Origin of the sequence: Fodinibius salsisoli (assembly GCF_026229185.1) — a bacterium.
Lineage (GTDB): Bacteria > Bacteroidota > Rhodothermia > Balneolales > Balneolaceae > Fodinibius > Fodinibius salsisoli.
Genome location: NZ_JAGGJA010000002.1, coordinates 229,517 through 249,253, shown reverse-complemented (window position 1 = coordinate 249,253; position 19,737 = coordinate 229,517). Strand labels below are relative to the sequence as shown.

The window sequence follows — 19,737 nt, the reverse complement described above, 5'->3', positions numbered from 1 at the left end:
TATTATGGAGAGCCAAATAAGAACGATCATCGTAGATGATGAACTTCTCGCTTGCAGACGATTGGAAAAACTGCTTAAAGAAGACAAAGAGATTGATATAACAGCGGTTTGTAAAAATGGTGTGGAAGCAATTGAACAGATACATGAAAAGAATCCGGATCTTCTGTTTCTGGACATCCAGATGCCTGAAATTAATGGATTTGAGGTGCTTCAACATATTGAAACCGACCTGATGCCGGCTACGATTTTTGTGACAGCTTATAATGAATATGCGCTGAAAGCCTTTGAAGTTCATGCCCTGGATTATCTGATGAAACCCTTCAGTAAAAGTCGGTTTAATGAAGCCTTAGGACGTGTCAAGAATATTATAGCTCGGGAAGCGCAATCTAATATAGATGAAAAGGTGGATCAGCTGCTGAAATTCGTGCATAATGATGAGCCCTTGTCGCGGATCCTGGTAAAATCATCAGATCATTATTCTTTCCTCAAGTCTGAAGACATCGTCTGGATAGAAGCAGCAGGTAATTATGTTCGTATCCATACCTCCTCAAAAAAACATTTAATCAGGGAGACCATGACCAATATGGTAGAGAAATTGGATTCAAACTTATTTTTCCGGATCCACAGGTCAACAATTGTCAATGTCGAGAAGGTAAAAGAACTCGAAAAATGGTTTCATGGGGATTATAAGGTAGTCATGGATAACGGCGAAAAATTAACGATGAGTAGAAATTACAAGGAGCTATTAGATCGTTTTAGTTGAAGGAATAAGGTTTGTTTGGGTCGTGTAGATTTATCACACTATTTCTCTTCTCGTCACACTATTACCCTTCTCATCTTAATTTGATTTAACGCTGACTATCTCTCCTATAAATTTATTTAAAGATAAACCTTGAAGAATTACCTCAGGGATATATCGGTTTTAAGACAAAATAAGATAAAGGTCTTAAAATGGGTATCAAATCTATATAAATAAATTTAAGGGGGCATACATGTTTAAAAAGTTACTATCGACCTTATGTTTTATACTCTTTTTTGTGCCGGTACTATGGGCGCAAAGCGGTAGTATAGAAGGAACGGTTACCGACGAAGAAACGGGTGAAGTAGTCCCAGGTGCAAATGTTTTATTAGTAGAACCTAATCGTGGTGCAGCTACTAATGTTGAGGGGCGTTATGCAATCAAAAATATTGAACCTGGCACTTATACACTACGAGTTACATTTGTTGGCTATAAAACGCATAGTCAACAGATTACCATAACGGCTGGTGAAATGCTGGAACAGGATGTTGCCTTACGATCGGGTGCGCTGAATCTCGATGAAGTAGTGGTTACTGCGCTGGGTATTGAGCGACAAGCACGGGCTGTTGGATATGCCGTCCAGGAAGTGGATGGAGCCTCGGTATCGGAAGCGCCGGAAGCCAACTTGGTTAATGCCCTGGCGGGTAAAGTGGCAGGCGTACAAATCAATAGCTCCAGTGGCCAACCGGGAGCATCATCCAGAATTATTATCAGGGGAAACTCTTCTCTGTTAGGGAATAACCAGCCGCTGTTTGTAGTTGACGGTATTCCTATTAGTAATGAAGAGGATGATAACCCCGCAGGGAATGCGGTATTTACGGGGGGAACGTCGAACCGCAGTTTAGATATCGACCCAAGCATTATTAAAGATATAAGTGTCCTCAAAGGAGCCAGTGCTACTGCTTTATACGGATCCAGGGCTGCCAATGGAGCCGTCATTATTACGACCAAACAAGGAACGGTCGGTCAAGCTCCCCGCATCGAGTTGAAAAGTTCGGTAGGTTGGGCAGATGCCATTACCGATGGATTCCAGAATGAGTATACGCTGGGAATTGAAGGGTTCTATTCCAATGGTCTGCCGCGAGAAAGAGGAGGTTATACCGAACCCGGATATCCGGGTGAAAATCCCAATCCACAGACTACCAGAAGCTGGGGCCCCCATAAGGATGAGATTAGTCAACAGGTGATCAGTGATATTGGTGAAGTTAATATCTATGATCCCAGAGAAGATTTTTATCAAACAGGGATTACCGCCGAGAACGCCCTTAACTTATCCGGTGGAACGGAACGGGGGAACTACTTCTTTTCAGCAAGTAACCTCAACCAAAGTGGCATCGTGCCCGAAACCAAGCTTGACCGAACGAGCCTGACTGGTAAGTTTGGCACTCAGTTTGGTGATGATCTTAATGTGCAAACTTCGGTTACATATACGAATACCCAAAATGATTGGCTGGCGGAAGGTAATGGCACGCAGGCTTATTTGTTTGGCCTAAATTTTGCGCCTATCAACTTTAATATAAAGGATGTACAATTCGAAGATGGTACACAGCGGATGAATTCTTCTGCCTTCAATAATCCGTTCTGGTTGTCCGAAAATAATGGGTTTACCAGCGATGTGGATCGGTTTATTGCACGAACAGAGCTGAAGTACGACCTGTTGCCATGGCTGTCTCTTACTGAACGTATTGGCATTGACACCTATTCTGATAAACGGAAGGGTAAGGTGAATGTAGGAACACGCGGCACGCCGAATGGCAGTATGTTTGATCAAAAAATCAATCGATCACAGGTTAATTCCGACTTAACCCTGACGGCCTCTCAAGACCTGAATGAAGATTTCTCAGCCGAACTGTTAGTAGGTAATAACATCAATGTTCGGCAATATGATTATGAGCTCGTAGAGGGAACAAATCTGAATGTGCCGGACTTCTTCCACATTTCTAATGCCGATGTTGTTACAGCAGATGAAGTCGTAGAAGAACAAAGGCTCTACAGCGTTTATGGCCAGGCCACACTCGATTACCGAGATTATATTTACCTGACCTTAACAGGCCGAAATGACTGGTCCTCCACTTTGCCCGATGATAAGAATTCTTATTTCTATCCATCAGCCAGCCTTGGATTTGTATTTACAGATGCCTTAGACTTATTCGATAATTCATTTTTCACTTTTGGGAAACTACGAATGTCTCTTTCTCAAATAGGAAACGATGCACCTGTTTATTCTCTTTCAACAAACTTTAACCAGGCTGCGCCCGGCGATGGCGTTCGAGGCGTTATCAACTATCCATTCAATGGCATTAATGGATATACTTTAAGCAGCTCTCTTGGTAATCCGGACCTTAAACCCGAGATATCCACCGAGTATGAGGTGGGACTGGACCTTCGGTTTTTTGAAGGACGTGCCAATGTAGACTTTTCCTACTATGACCGGATAACGCGGGATCAGATTTTTGAAGTCCCGGTATCTTCAGCCACAGGTTTTGAGAGCCGATTGCTAAATGCCGGCGAAATCAAAAACTACGGGGTGGAGATGTCACTGGGGGGCAGGCCCATCGAAACCAACGATTTTCAGTGGGACTTACAGTTTAATTTTGCCAAAAATACTTCAGAGGTTGTTGAATTGGCTCCCGGAGTCGAAAATATCTTCTTAGGTGGTTTTACCAATCCTCAGATTCGTATTGAGCCCACTAAAGGAGGTTATGGTGTCATCTGGGGTACTCGTTATGAACGGAATGACGAAGGACAACTTATCATTGGAGACAACGGCCTACCCATTATTTCCGGTGAAACAGGACCCATTGGTAATGTACAGCCCGACTGGACCAGCAACTTACGAACCACCTTTAGGTATAAAGGCGTTGAGCTTTCGGCCTTATTTGATAAACGGCAGGGAGGAGATATCCTGAATTTTGACCTCTTCTATTCTGTCTTCTATGGGACCGCTGGAATAACGGGAAACAGGGGATCAACCTATACCTATCCGGGCGTTAATGTAAATACGGGGGAACCCAATGATGTAGAGATTACCCGTGATCAAACATATTATCAAACCCACTATACCAACTCGTTTGAAAACCTGGTTGAAGATGGCGGTTTCATAAAATTAAGAGAACTGAGCCTCGCTTACCGATTGCCAAACTCCTTGCTTGCCCAAACTCCCTTTAAATCGCTTACGGTAAAGGGGATCGGGCGCAACTTATGGATTGATAGTGACTTCTCTTATCTGGATCCGGAAGGCAGTTTGCTGGGTGCTGGTAATGCACAAGGTTTTTATCATGCTGTAACACCAAGCTCCAGAAGTATTGTGGTAAGCTTAAATGTCTCATTTTAAACAAGTCAGAGGGAATTAAAATTATGAAACTATCAAAAATTGTAACACAACTGATGCTTATTGCAGTCATTGTGGGAGCTGGAGCCTGTAACGATTTTCTGGATGTAAATGAAGATCCTACGGCCCCGAACCAGGTGCCAGAAAATTTACAGCTCTCGGGATTGCTTGGAAACTTTAGCTATGAAGTGATTGGCAATACGCCGGCCCGAACGACAACACAGTGGGTTCAACAGACCTCCTATAATGGCGTGCCACCAAGTGCCGATAATTATGATGTAAACTCGTCAGATGTCAATAATCTTTGGAATGCCTCCTACATCGACGTGATGAATAGTGCTACCGGCTTAAATGAGTTAGCTACTCAAAACGGTAATTTTGCCTATGCAGGGATAGCCAAAGTTATTTTGGCATGGAATATTGCAATCATAACTGATCTGTGGGGAGATGCACCCTACACGGAAGCATTTGATCCATCTATCTCCACACCGGCCTATGATAGCCAGGAAGAAATATATTCGACTATTTTTGATTTGCTAAATAGTGCCCTTAATGACTTTGGTCAACCAAGTCCACAATCTCCGGGTAACGATGACTTGTTATACGGTGGGGACATGGCGAAATGGGAGAAGTTAACCCACACGCTGATTGCGCGTTTTAACCTGCATTTAACCAACGCACCTGGTTATGATGCCACCGAACAAGCAAATGCGGCTTTGGCAGCCTTGCAAAATGGTTTTGAAAGCAATGCCGACGATGCGGACTTCCAATATTTTGATACGGCGGGGCAGGAAAATCCTTGGTATCAATTTGTTATTGATGGCAAGTGGGATACCCGGAATCAGCTGAGCAATCATCATGTATCGTTACTCCAATCTCTTAACGATCCACGATTAGCTATCCAGGCACGTCCGGTGGGAGCTGTAGACGGTCAGGGCTTGGTAGCAGGATTTGATGGTTCGAATCCGGTATACGAAGGACATGACAATGGGGAGGAGGGCGTAGGGGCCGTTAACATCTCTTCTATAGGATTGTTTTATAGCGCCCCGGATGCTCCTCTTAATTGGATTAGCTATGCTGAAGCCAAGTTCATTGAAGCTGAGGCTACGCTCATTACCTCCGGGGCCACTGCTGCCCAGCCTATTTACATTGAGGGGATTACAGCTTCGATGGACAAGCTGGGAGTTGAGGATACAGAGGCCGCTATATATATTGCTTCGCTGCCACTATTAGCGGTTTCGGCTAATGCTCTGGAAGAGATTATCAGGCAAAAGTACATTGCCAACTTCTTAAAGTTTGAAGCATATAATGACTGGCGAAGAACGGGCTATCCGGAAATTGAACCTGTTACCAACCAAGTTCAGACGCCTTCCGGAATAATCCCTCTTCGGTTCCCTTACCCAGATTCTGAATTGCAAAATAATGCGAGTAATGTATCAGATACCGGCATTCCCGGAGGCTTCCCGGCCCTCGAAGTGCCCGTTTGGTGGGATCAAAACTAATGCTTGAGGTTGGATAACTTTAGTCATGGAGCCACCCCACAAGGGGTGGCTTTTTTATTTCAGCCGGAGAGCGTTCTGTAAATAACAAACAGTAAAACCACTTTAACCCAGCATGCAGCGTTTGATCACAAAATTGTTTTTAGCCAGACCCACTATCGGTTAATTAGCTATTGAAGGATAAGGCATACAGTTACTTAGCCCTAAATATAAGCGACAAGATTACAACCTCAATCTGTTGTTTATATAAGTAATGAAGATGTCTTGTGTTTCACCGTGCATTGTGTTGCTATTAAGGCACCGTGCATATTTTACATAGATAACCTTATGAGCCCGGTATTTGCGATATTGTATGTCTAAAATCCAGTAAATGGAGCTTTCTATACATAGATATACCTCAATATACTTGTAAATACCGGGGCTCATTATCCCTTCCTTCTCAAGCATTAAGTACGTTCACTTCTTGCTCTATCCATGATTCGTATTCAAGGCTGCCGCTAATTGTTTATAGCTTATAAGAAAAGTTCATAAGACTGCAGGTTCTCCAAAAATTAAAAATTTACCATCCGATTGCTTTATCCTTCCAGAAATGTTTAATTACTACTTAACGCTGTTAACCAAGGATTATGGAAGAGGTGAAAAAACAGAATTTAAAGCTTCAGATTATAGAAGCAGCCCGAGAAGTTTTGCTCTCAGAAGGATATCGCAACCTGTCACTCCGCAAAATTGCTCGCAAAATCGGGGTGAGTGCAACCAGTATTTATCTTCATTTTGAAGGTAAGGATAACTTGGTTCATTCTTTGATAGAAGCAGCTATTGAACGGCTTAATGAAAGTTTGAAGTTAGCTCTTCCGGAGAAGGGTGGTCCGATAAACAAATTAGAAAAGCTGGCATGGGCCTACGTTAATTTTGCACTCACCCATCCTCGAGAATACCAGATTATATATTTGGTTAGCTCCGATGAAATGACCCGCTATCCCAAAGAAAAGTTTCGGAAAGCCCGCAAAGGATATAAGCTGGTCTTGCAGGTTTTACAAGAAGGAATCGCAGAAGGCATCGTGGATGAAAAGAAGCCCCGCATTGCCTCTTACACCTTTTGGGCGCAACTTCATGGCGTATTGTCGGTCGTACTGTCTAAACGCCTTGATACGCGCATCGATCAGGAAGAGTTTATCGAAGAAGCAATCGATCATATCATTAGTAGTTATAGGCAGAAAACCTCATTAGAGGCAGAAGAATTAGATAGAATCTAACATTAAGTTTGGAGAGCATATTATGAATTGGTTAAATGAAAGTTTAGGCTTCCTGTTTCAGTATCCACTCTGGGCAGTTATTGTGAGCATAATTGTTATAGCAACATTGTTAGCTTTCTGGGGAACACCTCTTTGGATATGGGCCATTGCAGGCTTTATAGCGTTATGGGGATTTTCTGCCCCGGCCTGGCTCTTTATCGTTTTTGGGGCCCTGGTTTTGATATTTAATATCAAGGCTATTCGGCGCGTGGCTGTAACGGGCCCATTAATGAAATTACTGGATGCGCTAAATTTTTTACCCGCCATCTCGGAGACCGAGCGTACGGCGATTGAAGCCGGCAATGTTTGGGTGGATGCCGAGCTTTTTTCAGGTAAACCAGATTTAAATCGATTGGCCAATGAATCCTATCCTGAGTTAACGGAGAAGGAGCGTGCTTTTTTAGAAGGTCCGGTTGAAGAGCTGTGCAGCATGGTTCAGGACTGGGACATTTTTGTTCGAAAAGGATTTACGGACAAAGTTTGGAAATTTATGCGAGAGCATAAGTTCTTTGGCCTGATCATTCCAGAAAAATATGGAGGCTTGGAGTTTTCAGCCAGCGCCCATAGTGCTATTATTGCTAAGTTAGCCTCCCGATCCGGACCGCTGGCCACCACGGTGATGGTACCTAACTCCCTGGGACCAGCTGAGCTTTTGATGCACTATGGAACGGAGGAACAGAAAGATCATTATTTGCCCCGCTTAGCTACCGGTGAAGAGATGCCGTGCTTTGCACTCACCGAACCCACTGCGGGTTCAGATGCCGGCGCTATGACGGCCGAAGGGGAAGTTTTTAAGGGAGATGATGGTGAGCTCTATATACGCCTAAACTTTGAAAAGCGATATATTACACTGGCAGCCATTTCAACGATTATTGGGCTGGCATTTAAACTTGAAGATCCGGAAAACCATCTGGGCAAAGGCAAAGATTTGGGTATTACCTGTGCACTGATTCCAAGCGATACCGAAGGGATCCGGCTGGGTCGGCGTCACGATCCGATGGGTATTCCTTTTTACAATTGTCCCATTAACGGTGATAATGCTGTTGTTTCAGTTGATCAGATTATTGGTGGGCCGAAACAGGCCGGTAACGGTTGGCGAATGCTTATGGAATCACTGGGAGTAGGACGAGGTATTTCACTGCCAGCCCAAAGCCTCGGTGGAGCTAAAGTAGCTACTCGTGCTTTGGGAGCTTATACCGCCATCCGTCGACAGTTTGGAATCAATATTGGAAAGTTTGAAGGAATCGAGGAGCCGATGGCCCGCATCGGTGGGTTTACCTACCTGATGGATGCGGCTCGCCGTTATACCTGCGCTGGACTGGATATGGGGGAAAAGCCAGCGGTGGTTACGGCTATAGCAAAATATAACTTTACTGAATTGGGTCGCCAGATTATTAACGATGCCATGGATATCCAGGGAGGAGCAGGAATTTCTCGGGGGCCCCGTAATATTTTTGCTAATCAATATACGGCTATGCCTATTGCGATTACGGTAGAGGGAGCCAATATCTTAACGCGAAGTCTGATGATTTTTGGCCAGGGGGCTATCCGCTGTCATCCCTATGCTTTTGATGAAATTGATGCTTTAACGAAAGGAGATGTAAAAGCTTTTGACGAGGCCTTCTGGAAACATATTGGCCATGTAGCCAGAAATAAATCACGTGCTTTATTAATGACGTTGACACGTGGAGCTATTGCTTCGTCGCCGGTGAGTGGCCCAGCTTCTAAGTATTATAAAAAACTCTCCTGGGCGTCCTCTTCGTTCGCCTTTCTGGCTGACATTGCACTGGGTTCCTATGGAGGCGGATTAAAAATAAAAGAAAAAATAAGTGGTCGTTTTGCGGATATCCTCAGCTGGATGTACTTAGCTACAGCGACCCTTCGACGTTATGATGCCGAAGGCCAGCGAGAGGAAGATCGTATCTTTTTTGAATGGTCCATGGAATATGCATTTGCTCAAATCCAGGAAGCCTTTGATGCGTTGTACCGCGAGATTCAGGTTCCCGGCCTAAGCTGGCTGTTTCGTGGGCCAATTGCTCTTTGGTCACGAATGAATCGGATCGGCACCATGCCTTCCGACAAGCTGGGGCATAAAGTAGCCCAGGCCATGCAGCAGCCGGGTGAGCAGCGCGATCGTTTGACCAGCGATATTTTTCTGCCCGAAGAGAAAAGCCAGGCAATGGGACGTTATGAATATGCGCTCCAGGCGCTGGTTGATGCTGAAGAGGTCTATAAGAAGATATATGTGGCTACAAAGAAAAAAGAACTGCCCAAAACACAGCCTCGCTTTGTAATTGACCAGGCTGAAGAGAAAGGAATTATCAGTTCGGAAGAAGCTGACTTAATACGCAAAGCAGAAGATGCTCGCGTGGATGTGGTTCAGGTCGATGAGTTTACCCTGGAAGAATATCAAAACCAAACCCCGGCTGCACCAGCAATGGAGCAGAATAACTAAATAAAAAGTTGTTATTAACATAACTAAAACCCTGTCGTACTAAAGACGATAGGGTTTTATACTTTTATGTAATTTGGCTCAAAATTTTTTAAGAGCTTTTGTTATAAGTTATATACCCCTTCTTTTTATTTCTATACCAAGATAAGTATTAAATATCCCACCTTTTATCCTCATTTAATAATTAGGAATAGAATATTTAAGGATAAAATGAAATAATCCTTTTGAAATGAAAAGTAATATAAATTTTCATTTTTGAAACAAAAATATTATTTATTGTTTTGTTATGAAACGTTATGATATTTGTTTGGGGAAACGAATTTAGATAAAAGGTAGGGAAAGTTAATAGCTGCAATCAGTAAGATTGAAACAGATGTTGGGAAGAAAACAGTTTGAAGAATTATTTGATCAGTATATTAATGACGTGGTGTCTTTTTTGTACACCTATACATCTAATCAAGCACTTGTTCAAGATTGGGCGCAGGATGTATTTCTTAAGATGTGGCAGAAAAGAGATTCTATTAATTTTGACCATCCTTCATTTAAAAGTTACTTGCTTAAGACAGCCCGGAATCATGCGTTAAAAAGATTGAAAAAAGAGAATAATTACGACAATTGGTTAGAAGAGAACCTTGAGAAACTTACTGAAAAGCAGTCTCAGGATGAACCTGTAGTTAATCCGATTGATATTCAGGAGGCTTATCGGGTTGCACATTCTAAAATATCGCTGCGTGCCCGGAAGGCCTACCTGTTAAGTAGGGAAGAAGGGCTGACCTATTCTGAAATTGCAGAAGTAATGGACATTTCCATCAAGACGGTAGAAACGCACATCAGTAAAGCCTTGCAAATTTTGAGACAAGAGCTCAGAGAATTCTCCCAAAACAACTAATAGTCTTGTCTACATCAGGCGCCATCTATTTATAACCCACTCGTTTACTACAGTTTCAAAAGTCCCGCCTACTAAAGTAAATAAATACTGATTTCTCCGTCCTGATTTTTTACCCACGCACTGATATGCACGGAATGTGGAGATCAATTTCTAAATTATTTCATAAACGCCTTTATCAGGATGTAGGGGCAATAATTAAAATATTTTTCACCTCAGGGGTTAGGGTTTTAATAGGATTATATAAGTGAATTTTAGCAAAAGACTCATATGCAAGATCTGCCAAACCGACAACTTTTAGTTAATTATCTATTAGGTCTTTGCACACCCAATGAAGTGCAGGCGATCGAGAATTGGCTTGATCAAGATCCCGAGAATGTTTCTTTATTGGAAAGGATAGCAAAAGATATCCGTCACGAAAAGAAGCAATCCTATGCCGATACTGAAGAGATAAAAAAACAGCTCTTCAGTAACATTAAGCCAGATAAGCAAGAAGGTGCTACAGGGAGAAAGGACATTCGACCTGCTCAAGGTATTAAAACCAATAGTTGGTTGAGGGTAGCAGCCATCATTTTGCTTATTCTTACCGCCGGGGGAGTAGGATTTTATTATATGCAAACTCCCCTTGAGGAAAATACCTCCCTAACGTATAAAGAACGAACATTATCGGCTGGACAAAAAGCGACTTTCCGGTTTGGTGACGGTTCAGTGATATACTTAAATGCCGGAAGTTCTTTGCGTTATCCTTCAAAATTTAGTCGCAATAAGCGCGAAATATATCTCGAGGGAGAGGCTTTCTTTTCGGTTGTCAGAGATACTTCTCGCCCATTTATCGTACACGCGGGGAATACCGTAACAAAAGTTTTGGGCACCTCATTTAATATCAATGCTTATAAATCTGGTGAAAAAGTACAGGTAGCCGTTGCTGAGGGAAAAGTGGCAGTAAGTAAAGAAAAGGTAGAAGAAAATGATGATGGTAAGTATGAACCTGTTTTCCTAACAAAAAACCAATGGGTAACCTACCATCCTTCGGGAAATATCATTGAAAGAGGAGAAGGGAGTATAAGAGAACTGATTGCATGGAAAGATAAAGTTTTGATGTTCAATGATCGGCCGTTAAAAGATGTAGTTACCCGGTTAGAGCGTTGGTACAACATTAATATTACCATAGCGGATACTGGGTTGGCCAGCCGGCGGTTGTCAGCTTCCTTTGAAGATGAACCATTAGCAGAAGTATTAACAGTAATTGCATTATCGCTGGATATGAAATACGAGAGGGAAGGTCGTGAGATTACCTTTTCGGATAGCAAATAGAACAAGAAAAATGGATGAACAAACAGTAAAAAGTAGCGGTTTAGATATGACAGATAAGGAACAGAGAACTGACCTATACCGGATAAGCATTCAAATCATTTTAGTATGGATGGCAGTGTGTGTGCTGGTATTATCAGCACAGGGACAAGAAAGGCAGGAAGGTGAACTGCCTGTGGCTTCAGCGGGGTCGATCGAGCTTATGTTTGATGAACAAGTGACCTCGGATATTGATCATGAGTCTGTATTGAATAATACAATTTCACTTCATTTAAATGAAGTATCGGTGTTAGAAGGTATAAAAAAAATTGCCAGCAAAGCCGACTTAAAGCTGTCTTACAATACACAGTTAACTTCTTTGGACAAGAAAGTGACATTAGAAATGGAGGATGGAACTATTGAGGATGCTTTATGGAAGGTGTTGAGAGGTACCAACCTGCGTTTTGCTGTTTCTGCTAATGGGCAGCTGGTATTAATAAATAGGCAAAGCAAACTCCAGGTATCGGTAACACAGGAACAAGTCGCCGGAACTGTAACTGATTCCCAATCAGGAGAAACATTGCCAGCTGTTAACGTATCAGTGAAGGGTACGACTACTGGTATATCTACCGACAGTGAAGGCCGCTTTGAACTTACTGTTCCCTCCTTGCAGGATACCCTCATGTTTTCTTTTGTGGGCTATCAAACGAAAGAAGAGCCGATTAATGGGCGGACGAAAGTTAACGTTGCCTTGGAGCCTAAAGTTGTTGAAGGTGACGAAGTGGTGGTAACTGCCTTTGGGGAAGAGGAAAGGAGAGAAGATGTAGTTGGAGCGGTAACTTCAGTAAGTGCCAATGAGTTGGCGGAAGTACCTACAAGCAACCTGACTACGACCTTAGCTGGTCGGGCCTCAGGCATAATATCCTACCAACGGAGTGGAGAACCGGGTCAAGATAATGCTCAGTTTTTTGTGAGGGGCGTTACTTCCTTCGGCTACAAGAAGGATCCGCTTATTTTGATCGATGGTATTGAAAGCAGCAGTACAGATCTGGCCCGATTACAACCCGATAATATTGAAAACTTTTCGATCCTTAAAGATGCAACTTCAACGGCCGTTTATGGAAGTCGGGCTGCCAATGGAGTGATATTGGTTCGCACCAAAGAAGGCCGGCCTGGAAGTACCCAAGTCGATTTTCGTTTAGAGAACTCAATTTCTATGCCAACCGAGGAAATACAGTTTGCAGATCCGGTTCAGTATATGAGGCTCAATAATGAGGCTGTAGCAACGCGCGACCCATTGGGGGTACGGCCTTATTCATTACGCAAAATCGATAAAACGGAGGCTGGTGCCAACCCTTACTTATATCCAGCTACGAATTGGAAAGATGATCTTTTTAAAGATCACACCATGAATCAGAGGTTGCATCTGGATATAAGTGGTGGGGGAGATGTCGCAAACTATTATGTAGCTGGTGCTGTAAACCAAGATAACGGTGTGCTAAAAGTTGATCCTATCAATAATTACAATAGCAACATTGACTTAAAAAGCTATTCATTGCGTACGAATGTAGATGTGAAGCTCTCTGAAAATACGCAATTAGATACGAAACTTAGTGGTTCATTTGATGACTACACGGGGCCCTTAAAGTCCGGTACCGAAATTTATGAGATGGTCGCCCGGTCCAATCCAGTGCGTTTTCCTGCTGTTTATCCCAAAACGGAAAACACTCAGTATGTAAATCATATTCTATATGGAAATTACGAAGCAGAGGGTGGAGGCTTCATGACCAATCCATATGCGGAAATGGTGAAGGGCTATCGGAACTATTCCCGGACGAACCTGAATGCTCAGTTTGGAATAAAACACAACTTCTCATTCATAAAGAATTTAACATTGGATGCCCGCGTGTTTGTATCAAGATATAGCTACTTCGAAATACAAAGAAGTACGACTCCATACTGGTACGAAGCCTCACCTGCGTTGGGCGGTAGTAGGCAAAGCTTTAATCTTAATTTATTGAATGAAGATGAAGGGAATCCTTCACTACGATATAACCCTGAGTCAAAGCAGGTTAGTTCAGACTTTAAATTGCAATCTAAACTACGGTATAGCAATACTCTCGCAGAAAAACATAGTATAGGTGGACTATTAGTCTTCAGAATGAGAAATGAACTTGAAGGAAGCCCAACAGATCTGCAGACTTCATTACCGCAGCGAAATTTGGGCATTTCCGGAAGCGCAACCTATAACTACGACAGCCGATACTACGCCACTTTTAACTTTGGATATAATGGTTCTGAGCGGTTCGATAAAAGCCATCGGTTTGGCTTCTTCCCCTCATTGGGGCTGTCGTGGAATATATCAAATGAAAACTTTTGGGAACCTCTTAGTAAAGCGATAACTAATCTCAAAATCCGCGCTACATATGGCTTGGTAGGTAATGATGCAATTGGGAATCCATCAGACCGCTTTCTGTATCTTTCCAATGTTAATATTCGAGATAATAGCCAAGGGTACACCTTCGGTCGGGAAAGAAATGAAAGCCTGCCGGGAGTCTCAATATCACGGTATGGCAATTCAGCTATTACCTGGGAAGAAGGGACCAAGATTGATGTAGGCATTCGATTAGGGTTGTTTGATCAATTTGAGCTGGAAGCCGATTATTTCGAAGAAAACCGGAATAATATTTTAATGTCGAGAGAGTCTATACCAACTTCAATGGGACTTTCGGCTACCCCACAGGCCAACATAGGTGCGGCCAAAAGCCATGGGTTTGATGCATCCTTGAATTATTCAAAATTTCTCAGCAGAGATTTTTACGTCAAGCTGCGTGGTAATTTCACCTATGCAACCAATAAATACACGAAGTATGAGGAAAATGATTATAGCGACACCCCCTGGAAGTCACGCATTGGCAATCCTATTGACCAAGTCTATGGATATATAGCAGAACGCCTGTTCGTGGATGATAACGAGGCTGCAAATTCCCCAGAACAAAGCTTTGGAGAATATGGAGGTGGAGATATTAAATACCGGGATGTCAACGGAGACGGCAGGATAACTAAGCTGGACCAAGTACCTCTTGGCTATCCTACCACGCCTGAGATTGTGTATGGATTTGGTTTTTCTCTGGGCTATAAAAGTTTTGACCTTTCGGCCTTTTTCCAGGGATCGGCTCGTTCATCCTTCTGGATTAATGCCAGCGGTACAGCGCCCTTCGTAGGTGGCAATCAGCTGCTAAAGGCCTATGCTGATGATCACTGGTCAAGAGAAGATCAGGATGTATATGCGTTATGGCCACGCTTGAGTGCCAATAATAGTGCTGGAAATGAAAATAACTTTCAACGAAGCACTTGGTTTATGAGAGATGGCAGTTTCTTAAGGTTAAAACAGTTAGAGCTGGGTTATAATCTTCCGTTAGAACTAACAGAGTCGCTATCCATGCGAAACCTACGAGTTTACCTCACCGGATCAAACTTATTGACCTTCAGCAAATTTAAACTTTGGGATCCTGAGATGGCTGGAAATGGATTAGGCTACCCGGTCCAGAGGGTTTTTAGTGCAGGTATTAAAGCATCATTTTAATGTATAAAGAAATAGAAACTATGAATAAGCAAATTCTATTACCCCTTCTACTTATTGTATTTTCAGGGGCCTTAACTTCTTGTGATTATTTGGACGTGGTACCCGATAATGTAGCAACGATCGAAGATAATGCCTTTGCATTGCGTGCCGATGCTAAACGCTTCTTATATACTTGTTATTCGTATATGCCTGACCAAGCCAGCGCGAGTAATAATCCAGGTTTTCTGGCGAGTGATGAATTGGTGTTTACACCAACCTATGATGGAAATTCCGGATCTCAGGTAATGCAGGGAAATCAGTCCGTTGTAGATCCCTACTTAAATTACTGGGAAGGCCAGAACGGAGGTACTGATCTATATGAAGGGGTCCGGCAAGCCAATATTTTTATAGAGAATATCGGTTCGGTTCCAGATATGACCGAGACAGAAAAAGCGCAATGGGCTGCAGAGGCAAAGTTCTTAAAAGCCTACTATTTGTTCTATCTGACTCGCATGTATGGGCCGATAGTATTGCCTAAAGAGAACATTTCTGTTTCTGAATCTACGGAAGGGGTTCGAGTGACACGGGAGCCCGTGGATGAAGTATTTAGCTATATTGTTCAGCTATTGGATAAGGCTATTACCGACCTGCCCGATGAAATAACGAATCAGGAAGCTAACTTAGGCCGCATAACTAAAACAATCGCCTATGGTATTAAGGCAAAGGTCTTAGTGACGGCGGCCAGTCCTTTATTTAATGGTAATCAGGATTATGCCGGATTTGCTAACAAAGACGGAGAAATCATGTTTAATCAAGAGTATGATCCTGCGAAATGGGATAGTGCATTGGTGGCTACACAAGAGGCCATTGATTTTGCTGAACAGATGGGACATTCGCTGCATTATTTTGAATCTTCGGTTGGTAATACCGGTATTAGTGATAGCACTAAATATAAGCTGAATGTGAGAACCAGTGTTACCGAACAATGGAACTCGGAAATTATATGGGCTAATACCGATAATAGTACCTATAGCCTCCAGCGTGATGCCGCGCCTCGTGGTATTGAGCCAGCATACGTAAAGGATAATACAAATCCCTGGGGGAGGTTTGGAGTACCGTTTCATGTTGTTGAGCTGTTCTACAGCGATAATGGTGTGCCTATCGAGGAAGATAAAACCTGGGAATATGGGAGCAGATATAATTTTAAGACCATTACTGAACAAGACCGTTTTTACCTGAAACCCGGCTACATAACGGCGAATATGAATTTTAATAGAGAGCCGCGGTTTTATGCCAGTTTAGGATTTGACGGGGCGATATGGTATGGGCAGGGTCATTATGACGATAAAAGCAATGAGCAATTGTATATCCAGTCCAAAAAGGGACAACCTGCCTCAGAACAACACATCGGACGTTTTTCTATGTCGGGATATTGGCCTAAAAAGCTATTCCATTACCAGACGGTTGTATCGCGGAGTAGCTTTAATACGAAAAGTTATCCGTGGCCGGTGCTTAGGTTAACTGATCTTTACCTTTTGCATGCTGAAGCCAAAAACGAAGTCGATGGGCCGGGACCGGATGTATATGATTATGTAAATCGTATAAGGGAGCGAGCGGGATTACCATCCGTTCAGGATGCCTGGACCAAGTATTCCGTAGATCCCAATAAATTTAAAACCAAAGAGGGCATGCGTGATATCATCCATCAGGAGCGTATGATTGAGCTGGCCTTTGAAGCAAAGCGGTTTTGGGATTTACGAAGGTGGAAGGAAGCTTCTCTTGTTTTAAACCAACCACTATCCGGATGGAGCATCAATCAGGTAGAAGAAAAGGCTTACTATAGGCCCAGGACGTTCTTTCAGCAGAAGTTTACGGCTCGTGATTACCTGTGGCCCATTAGCGAAGAGGCGTTACTGACCAACACCAAACTGACTCAAAACCCAGGCTGGTAAAGCGGATATTTATTCTTAAGTCAAATATTATAGTATTATGAAATTGCGAATATTATCAATAAATCTCATAGTTTCAGCATTTTTTATATTGTCAGGTTGCAGTGAAAGCAGTATCCATGGTCCGAATAAAGATGCTGATACAGCTACGCCGGATAAGGTGACGAATGTGCAAGTCGAAAATTTACATGGGGGAGCCAGAATTAGCTATGATATACCCCAAAACCAAGAGGTTTTATATGTAAAAGCGGTGGCTAAACTGGGGGAGGACAGAACCATAGAAAAAAAATCTTCCTTATATACCGATCAACTAACAATTAAGGGTTTTGCTGATACCGCAGCCTATACTATTAATCTATATGCTGTTAACCGTGCAGAAAAAGAATCTGAGCCAGTAAGTGTTGATATAAAACCCCTGATTTCCCCCTTGTCCAGTACTTTTAAAACACTCGCTTTTAGCGAAGCCTTCGGCGGGGCGTCTATTTCCTTTGAAAATGAGTATAGTGGAAATATAACATTTTCTATTCTTGCTGAAGATTCCCTCGGTGAAATAACGGAGGTAGAAAAATTCTACTCGAAAAGTAAAAATGGACAGTTTTCTGTACGTGGATTTCCCTCTGAAAGTATACGCTTCGGTGTTTATTTGAATGATGGATTTAACAACTATTCGGATACACTTTTTACTGAACTCACCCCTTTATTTGAAGAATTGATACCCAAGTCTGGTTTTACATCGCTTGATCTATCGACTGATTATAACGACCAGCACTGCTGTGGTACCGGTATGACAGATATTTGGGATGAAACAACAAACATAGCAGATCCGGTCTTTTTCCCATCGCCCGATAGTTATCCTATTTGGTTCACCTTTGATTTAGGAGTGAAAGCAAAATTGAACAGACTAAAATTCCATGCCCGTGCGGGAGGTTCCTATGGACCAGGAGAACCCAAGAAGTTTGAAATATGGGGTACCAATGATCCGGGTGAAGATGGCAGTTTCCTGAGTTGGACGAAGCTGGGGACATTTGAGGCTCAAAAACCGTCGGAGTCACCTCCCGGTGAGGTCACCCAGGGAGATATAGAGTATGCAGAAGTTTTGGGGCGCGATATGAACTTTCCTAATGCCGCTGAAGCTCCGGCGGTTCGATACATTCGGTTTAAAATGGTAAATACATGGGATGAAGCTAAAAACGGGGGCGGATTTGGAATCGCAGAGCTTACCTTCTGGGGGCAGATTCAGGAGACCTATGAATAAAGTTCAGGGATGACAAATCAGCTGGGTATAGACAAGTAAAATGAATTTAAAGACTGTACAATTATGAAACGTTTCTACAATAAATTTCAAAAAATGGGTGGTTACATAGCAGCGATGGCTCTTATTATTTGCTCCGTATCCTGTACCTCAATGAATGATCCCTATCAGGATTTTATAGAGGGAGGAGAAATAATATATCCTGCTAAATCTGATTCAGTTATGTTTGCACCAGGTAAAAATAGAGTAAAGTTAAACTGGATAGTATCGGATCCTGCGATAGCCACTACCAAAATATATTGGAGAAATAAAACGGACTCTGTTATCGTAGATGTTGAAGCTGCTAAAGCGACCAGTATTTCAGATACGTTGAGTGTAGAGATTAATAATATAGCTGAAGGGGTATATACCTTTCAGTTTATAAATTTTGATAATGATGGCAATGCCTCCGTTAGTACAGAAGTTACAGGACAAGTTTATGGTGATGCCTACCAACAAACACTACTTCCACGGCTTGTCTCAAGTTCTTCATTTAATGTAATGAAGAATAAACTTACTGTGGTTTGGGGGCCACCAAGCAGCTCTGATTTATTTGATACTCAGCTTAATTATATGGACGATTCAGGAATGGAGCATGCTATAATAGTGCCCAGAGAACAAGATTCTACTGTGTTAAAAAATTATGCCTTAGGCAATGGATTTAATCATAGTACGTATTATGTTCCTGATTCTCTGGCCATTGATACCTTTTCTACCAACGATGTGACCACTAAAGCAGAACAGGTCCAGTTAGCAAATTCCGGCCCTGATTTTGAGCATGGAAAATGGGATGGCTCACGATGGGGTAATATAAAAGATTGGGAGGCGAATACAGCAGTAAAAACTCGAACGGCGCAAGATGGCAGCTTGGTTGGAGGATTTGATAATTACAATGGCCCGGGACACCTTGGCTTTGAGCGTTGGAGTAGCAGTGAGATGACAATTACTGATGGAAAGGTTTACCAGGAAATAACGCTGCCCGCAGGGACATATACCTTTAGTGCCTTTTTTAATGATAATGATCCTGGAAAAGCACTTGGTTTGGGAACGAGTCCCCAGGCTGAAGTGTATTTAGCAGCAGCTAAAGGTAATACGCTGCCAAATATTGCTGACCTCGAAAGTAATGCTCTAAATCACAAATTTTTGGAAATGCCAAGTACTGAGATCGAATTTACTTTAAACCAAGAATCAGATATAGCAATTGGTATTGTTGGCACAATGGAAGGAACCCGGCAAAATGTACGTATTTCTGAAGTTGCATTGAGAATCATAGAACTCCAATAATAGATTACCGCATTTATTGGTTGTTAGTTATTAGTCGTTAAGAAATTGGGCAAATATTGGGCAGTCTTGCCCTTCTTAACGACTAATAACCATTAACTA

General features: G+C 42.5%; 11 protein-coding genes. All 11 read left to right on the top strand.

Annotated features, from left to right (window positions below; translation table 11 throughout):
* Nucleotides 1-4 precede the first annotated feature (4 nt).
* The 11 genes from J6I44_RS03875 (at nucleotide 5) to J6I44_RS03825 (ending at nucleotide 19,638) form a co-directional block, all read left to right on the top strand.
* Nucleotides 5-763, top strand: a complete 759-nt coding sequence (locus tag J6I44_RS03875; protein ID WP_265764673.1) for a LytR/AlgR family response regulator transcription factor — start codon at nucleotides 5-7, stop codon at nucleotides 761-763.
* Nucleotides 764-992: 229 nt separating this feature from the next.
* Nucleotides 993-4,133, top strand: coding sequence for a SusC/RagA family TonB-linked outer membrane protein (locus J6I44_RS03870; protein WP_265764672.1), 3,141 nt, complete (start codon nucleotides 993-995; stop codon nucleotides 4,131-4,133).
* A gap of 23 nt (nucleotides 4,134-4,156) precedes the next feature.
* Complete coding sequence (locus tag J6I44_RS03865) at nucleotides 4,157-5,632, top strand: SusD/RagB family nutrient-binding outer membrane lipoprotein (RefSeq protein ID WP_265764671.1); 1,476 nt, start codon at nucleotides 4,157-4,159, stop codon at nucleotides 5,630-5,632.
* A 623-nt stretch (nucleotides 5,633-6,255) separates the two neighbouring features.
* Nucleotides 6,256-6,882 (top strand): TetR/AcrR family transcriptional regulator, encoded by a 627-nt coding sequence (locus J6I44_RS03860; protein WP_265764670.1) that lies wholly within the window; start codon nucleotides 6,256-6,258, stop codon nucleotides 6,880-6,882.
* Nucleotides 6,883-6,904: 22 nt separating this feature from the next.
* On the top strand, nucleotides 6,905-9,376 hold the full coding sequence (locus J6I44_RS03855; RefSeq protein WP_265764669.1) for an acyl-CoA dehydrogenase: 2,472 nt from the start codon (nucleotides 6,905-6,907) through the stop codon (nucleotides 9,374-9,376).
* A 370-nt stretch (nucleotides 9,377-9,746) separates the two neighbouring features.
* Nucleotides 9,747-10,262 (top strand): RNA polymerase sigma factor, encoded by a 516-nt coding sequence (locus tag J6I44_RS03850; RefSeq protein WP_265764668.1) that lies wholly within the window; start codon nucleotides 9,747-9,749, stop codon nucleotides 10,260-10,262.
* Nucleotides 10,263-10,529: 267 nt separating this feature from the next.
* Nucleotides 10,530-11,573 carry a FecR family protein gene (locus J6I44_RS03845; protein ID WP_265764667.1) on the top strand — a complete coding sequence of 348 codons (1,044 nt, stop codon included), beginning with the start codon at nucleotides 10,530-10,532 and terminating at the stop codon, nucleotides 11,571-11,573.
* 10 nt (nucleotides 11,574-11,583) lie between these two features.
* Nucleotides 11,584-15,135, top strand: a complete 3,552-nt coding sequence (locus J6I44_RS03840; RefSeq protein WP_265764666.1) for a TonB-dependent receptor — start codon at nucleotides 11,584-11,586, stop codon at nucleotides 15,133-15,135.
* 20 nt (nucleotides 15,136-15,155) lie between these two features.
* Nucleotides 15,156-17,066, top strand: coding sequence for a RagB/SusD family nutrient uptake outer membrane protein (locus J6I44_RS03835; protein WP_265764665.1), 1,911 nt, complete (start codon nucleotides 15,156-15,158; stop codon nucleotides 17,064-17,066).
* Nucleotides 17,067-17,154: 88 nt separating this feature from the next.
* Nucleotides 17,155-18,318 carry a DUF5000 domain-containing lipoprotein gene (locus J6I44_RS03830; protein ID WP_265764664.1) on the top strand — a complete coding sequence of 388 codons (1,164 nt, stop codon included), beginning with the start codon at nucleotides 17,155-17,157 and terminating at the stop codon, nucleotides 18,316-18,318.
* A 63-nt stretch (nucleotides 18,319-18,381) separates the two neighbouring features.
* Nucleotides 18,382-19,638, top strand: a complete 1,257-nt coding sequence (locus tag J6I44_RS03825; RefSeq protein WP_265764663.1) for a DUF4998 domain-containing protein — start codon at nucleotides 18,382-18,384, stop codon at nucleotides 19,636-19,638.
* Nucleotides 19,639-19,737: the final 99 nt, after the last annotated feature.

Excerpts from the sequence above, each read along its gene's own strand:
- J6I44_RS03875 (WP_265764673.1), top strand. The coding sequence starts at position 5 with ATGGAGAGCCAAATAAGAACGATCATCGTAGATGATGAACTTCTCGCT.
- J6I44_RS03850 (WP_265764668.1), top strand. The coding sequence starts at position 9,747 with ATGTTGGGAAGAAAACAGTTTGAAGAATTATTTGATCAGTATATTAAT.
- J6I44_RS03865 (WP_265764671.1), top strand. The coding sequence starts at position 4,157 with ATGAAACTATCAAAAATTGTAACACAACTGATGCTTATTGCAGTCATT.
- J6I44_RS03870 (WP_265764672.1), top strand. The coding sequence starts at position 993 with ATGTTTAAAAAGTTACTATCGACCTTATGTTTTATACTCTTTTTTGTG.
- J6I44_RS03840 (WP_265764666.1), top strand. The coding sequence starts at position 11,584 with ATGGATGAACAAACAGTAAAAAGTAGCGGTTTAGATATGACAGATAAG.
- J6I44_RS03860 (WP_265764670.1), top strand. The coding sequence starts at position 6,256 with ATGGAAGAGGTGAAAAAACAGAATTTAAAGCTTCAGATTATAGAAGCA.
- J6I44_RS03845 (WP_265764667.1), top strand. The coding sequence starts at position 10,530 with ATGCAAGATCTGCCAAACCGACAACTTTTAGTTAATTATCTATTAGGT.
- J6I44_RS03855 (WP_265764669.1), top strand. The coding sequence starts at position 6,905 with ATGAATTGGTTAAATGAAAGTTTAGGCTTCCTGTTTCAGTATCCACTC.
- J6I44_RS03825 (WP_265764663.1), top strand. The coding sequence starts at position 18,382 with ATGAAACGTTTCTACAATAAATTTCAAAAAATGGGTGGTTACATAGCA.
- J6I44_RS03835 (WP_265764665.1), top strand. The coding sequence starts at position 15,156 with ATGAATAAGCAAATTCTATTACCCCTTCTACTTATTGTATTTTCAGGG.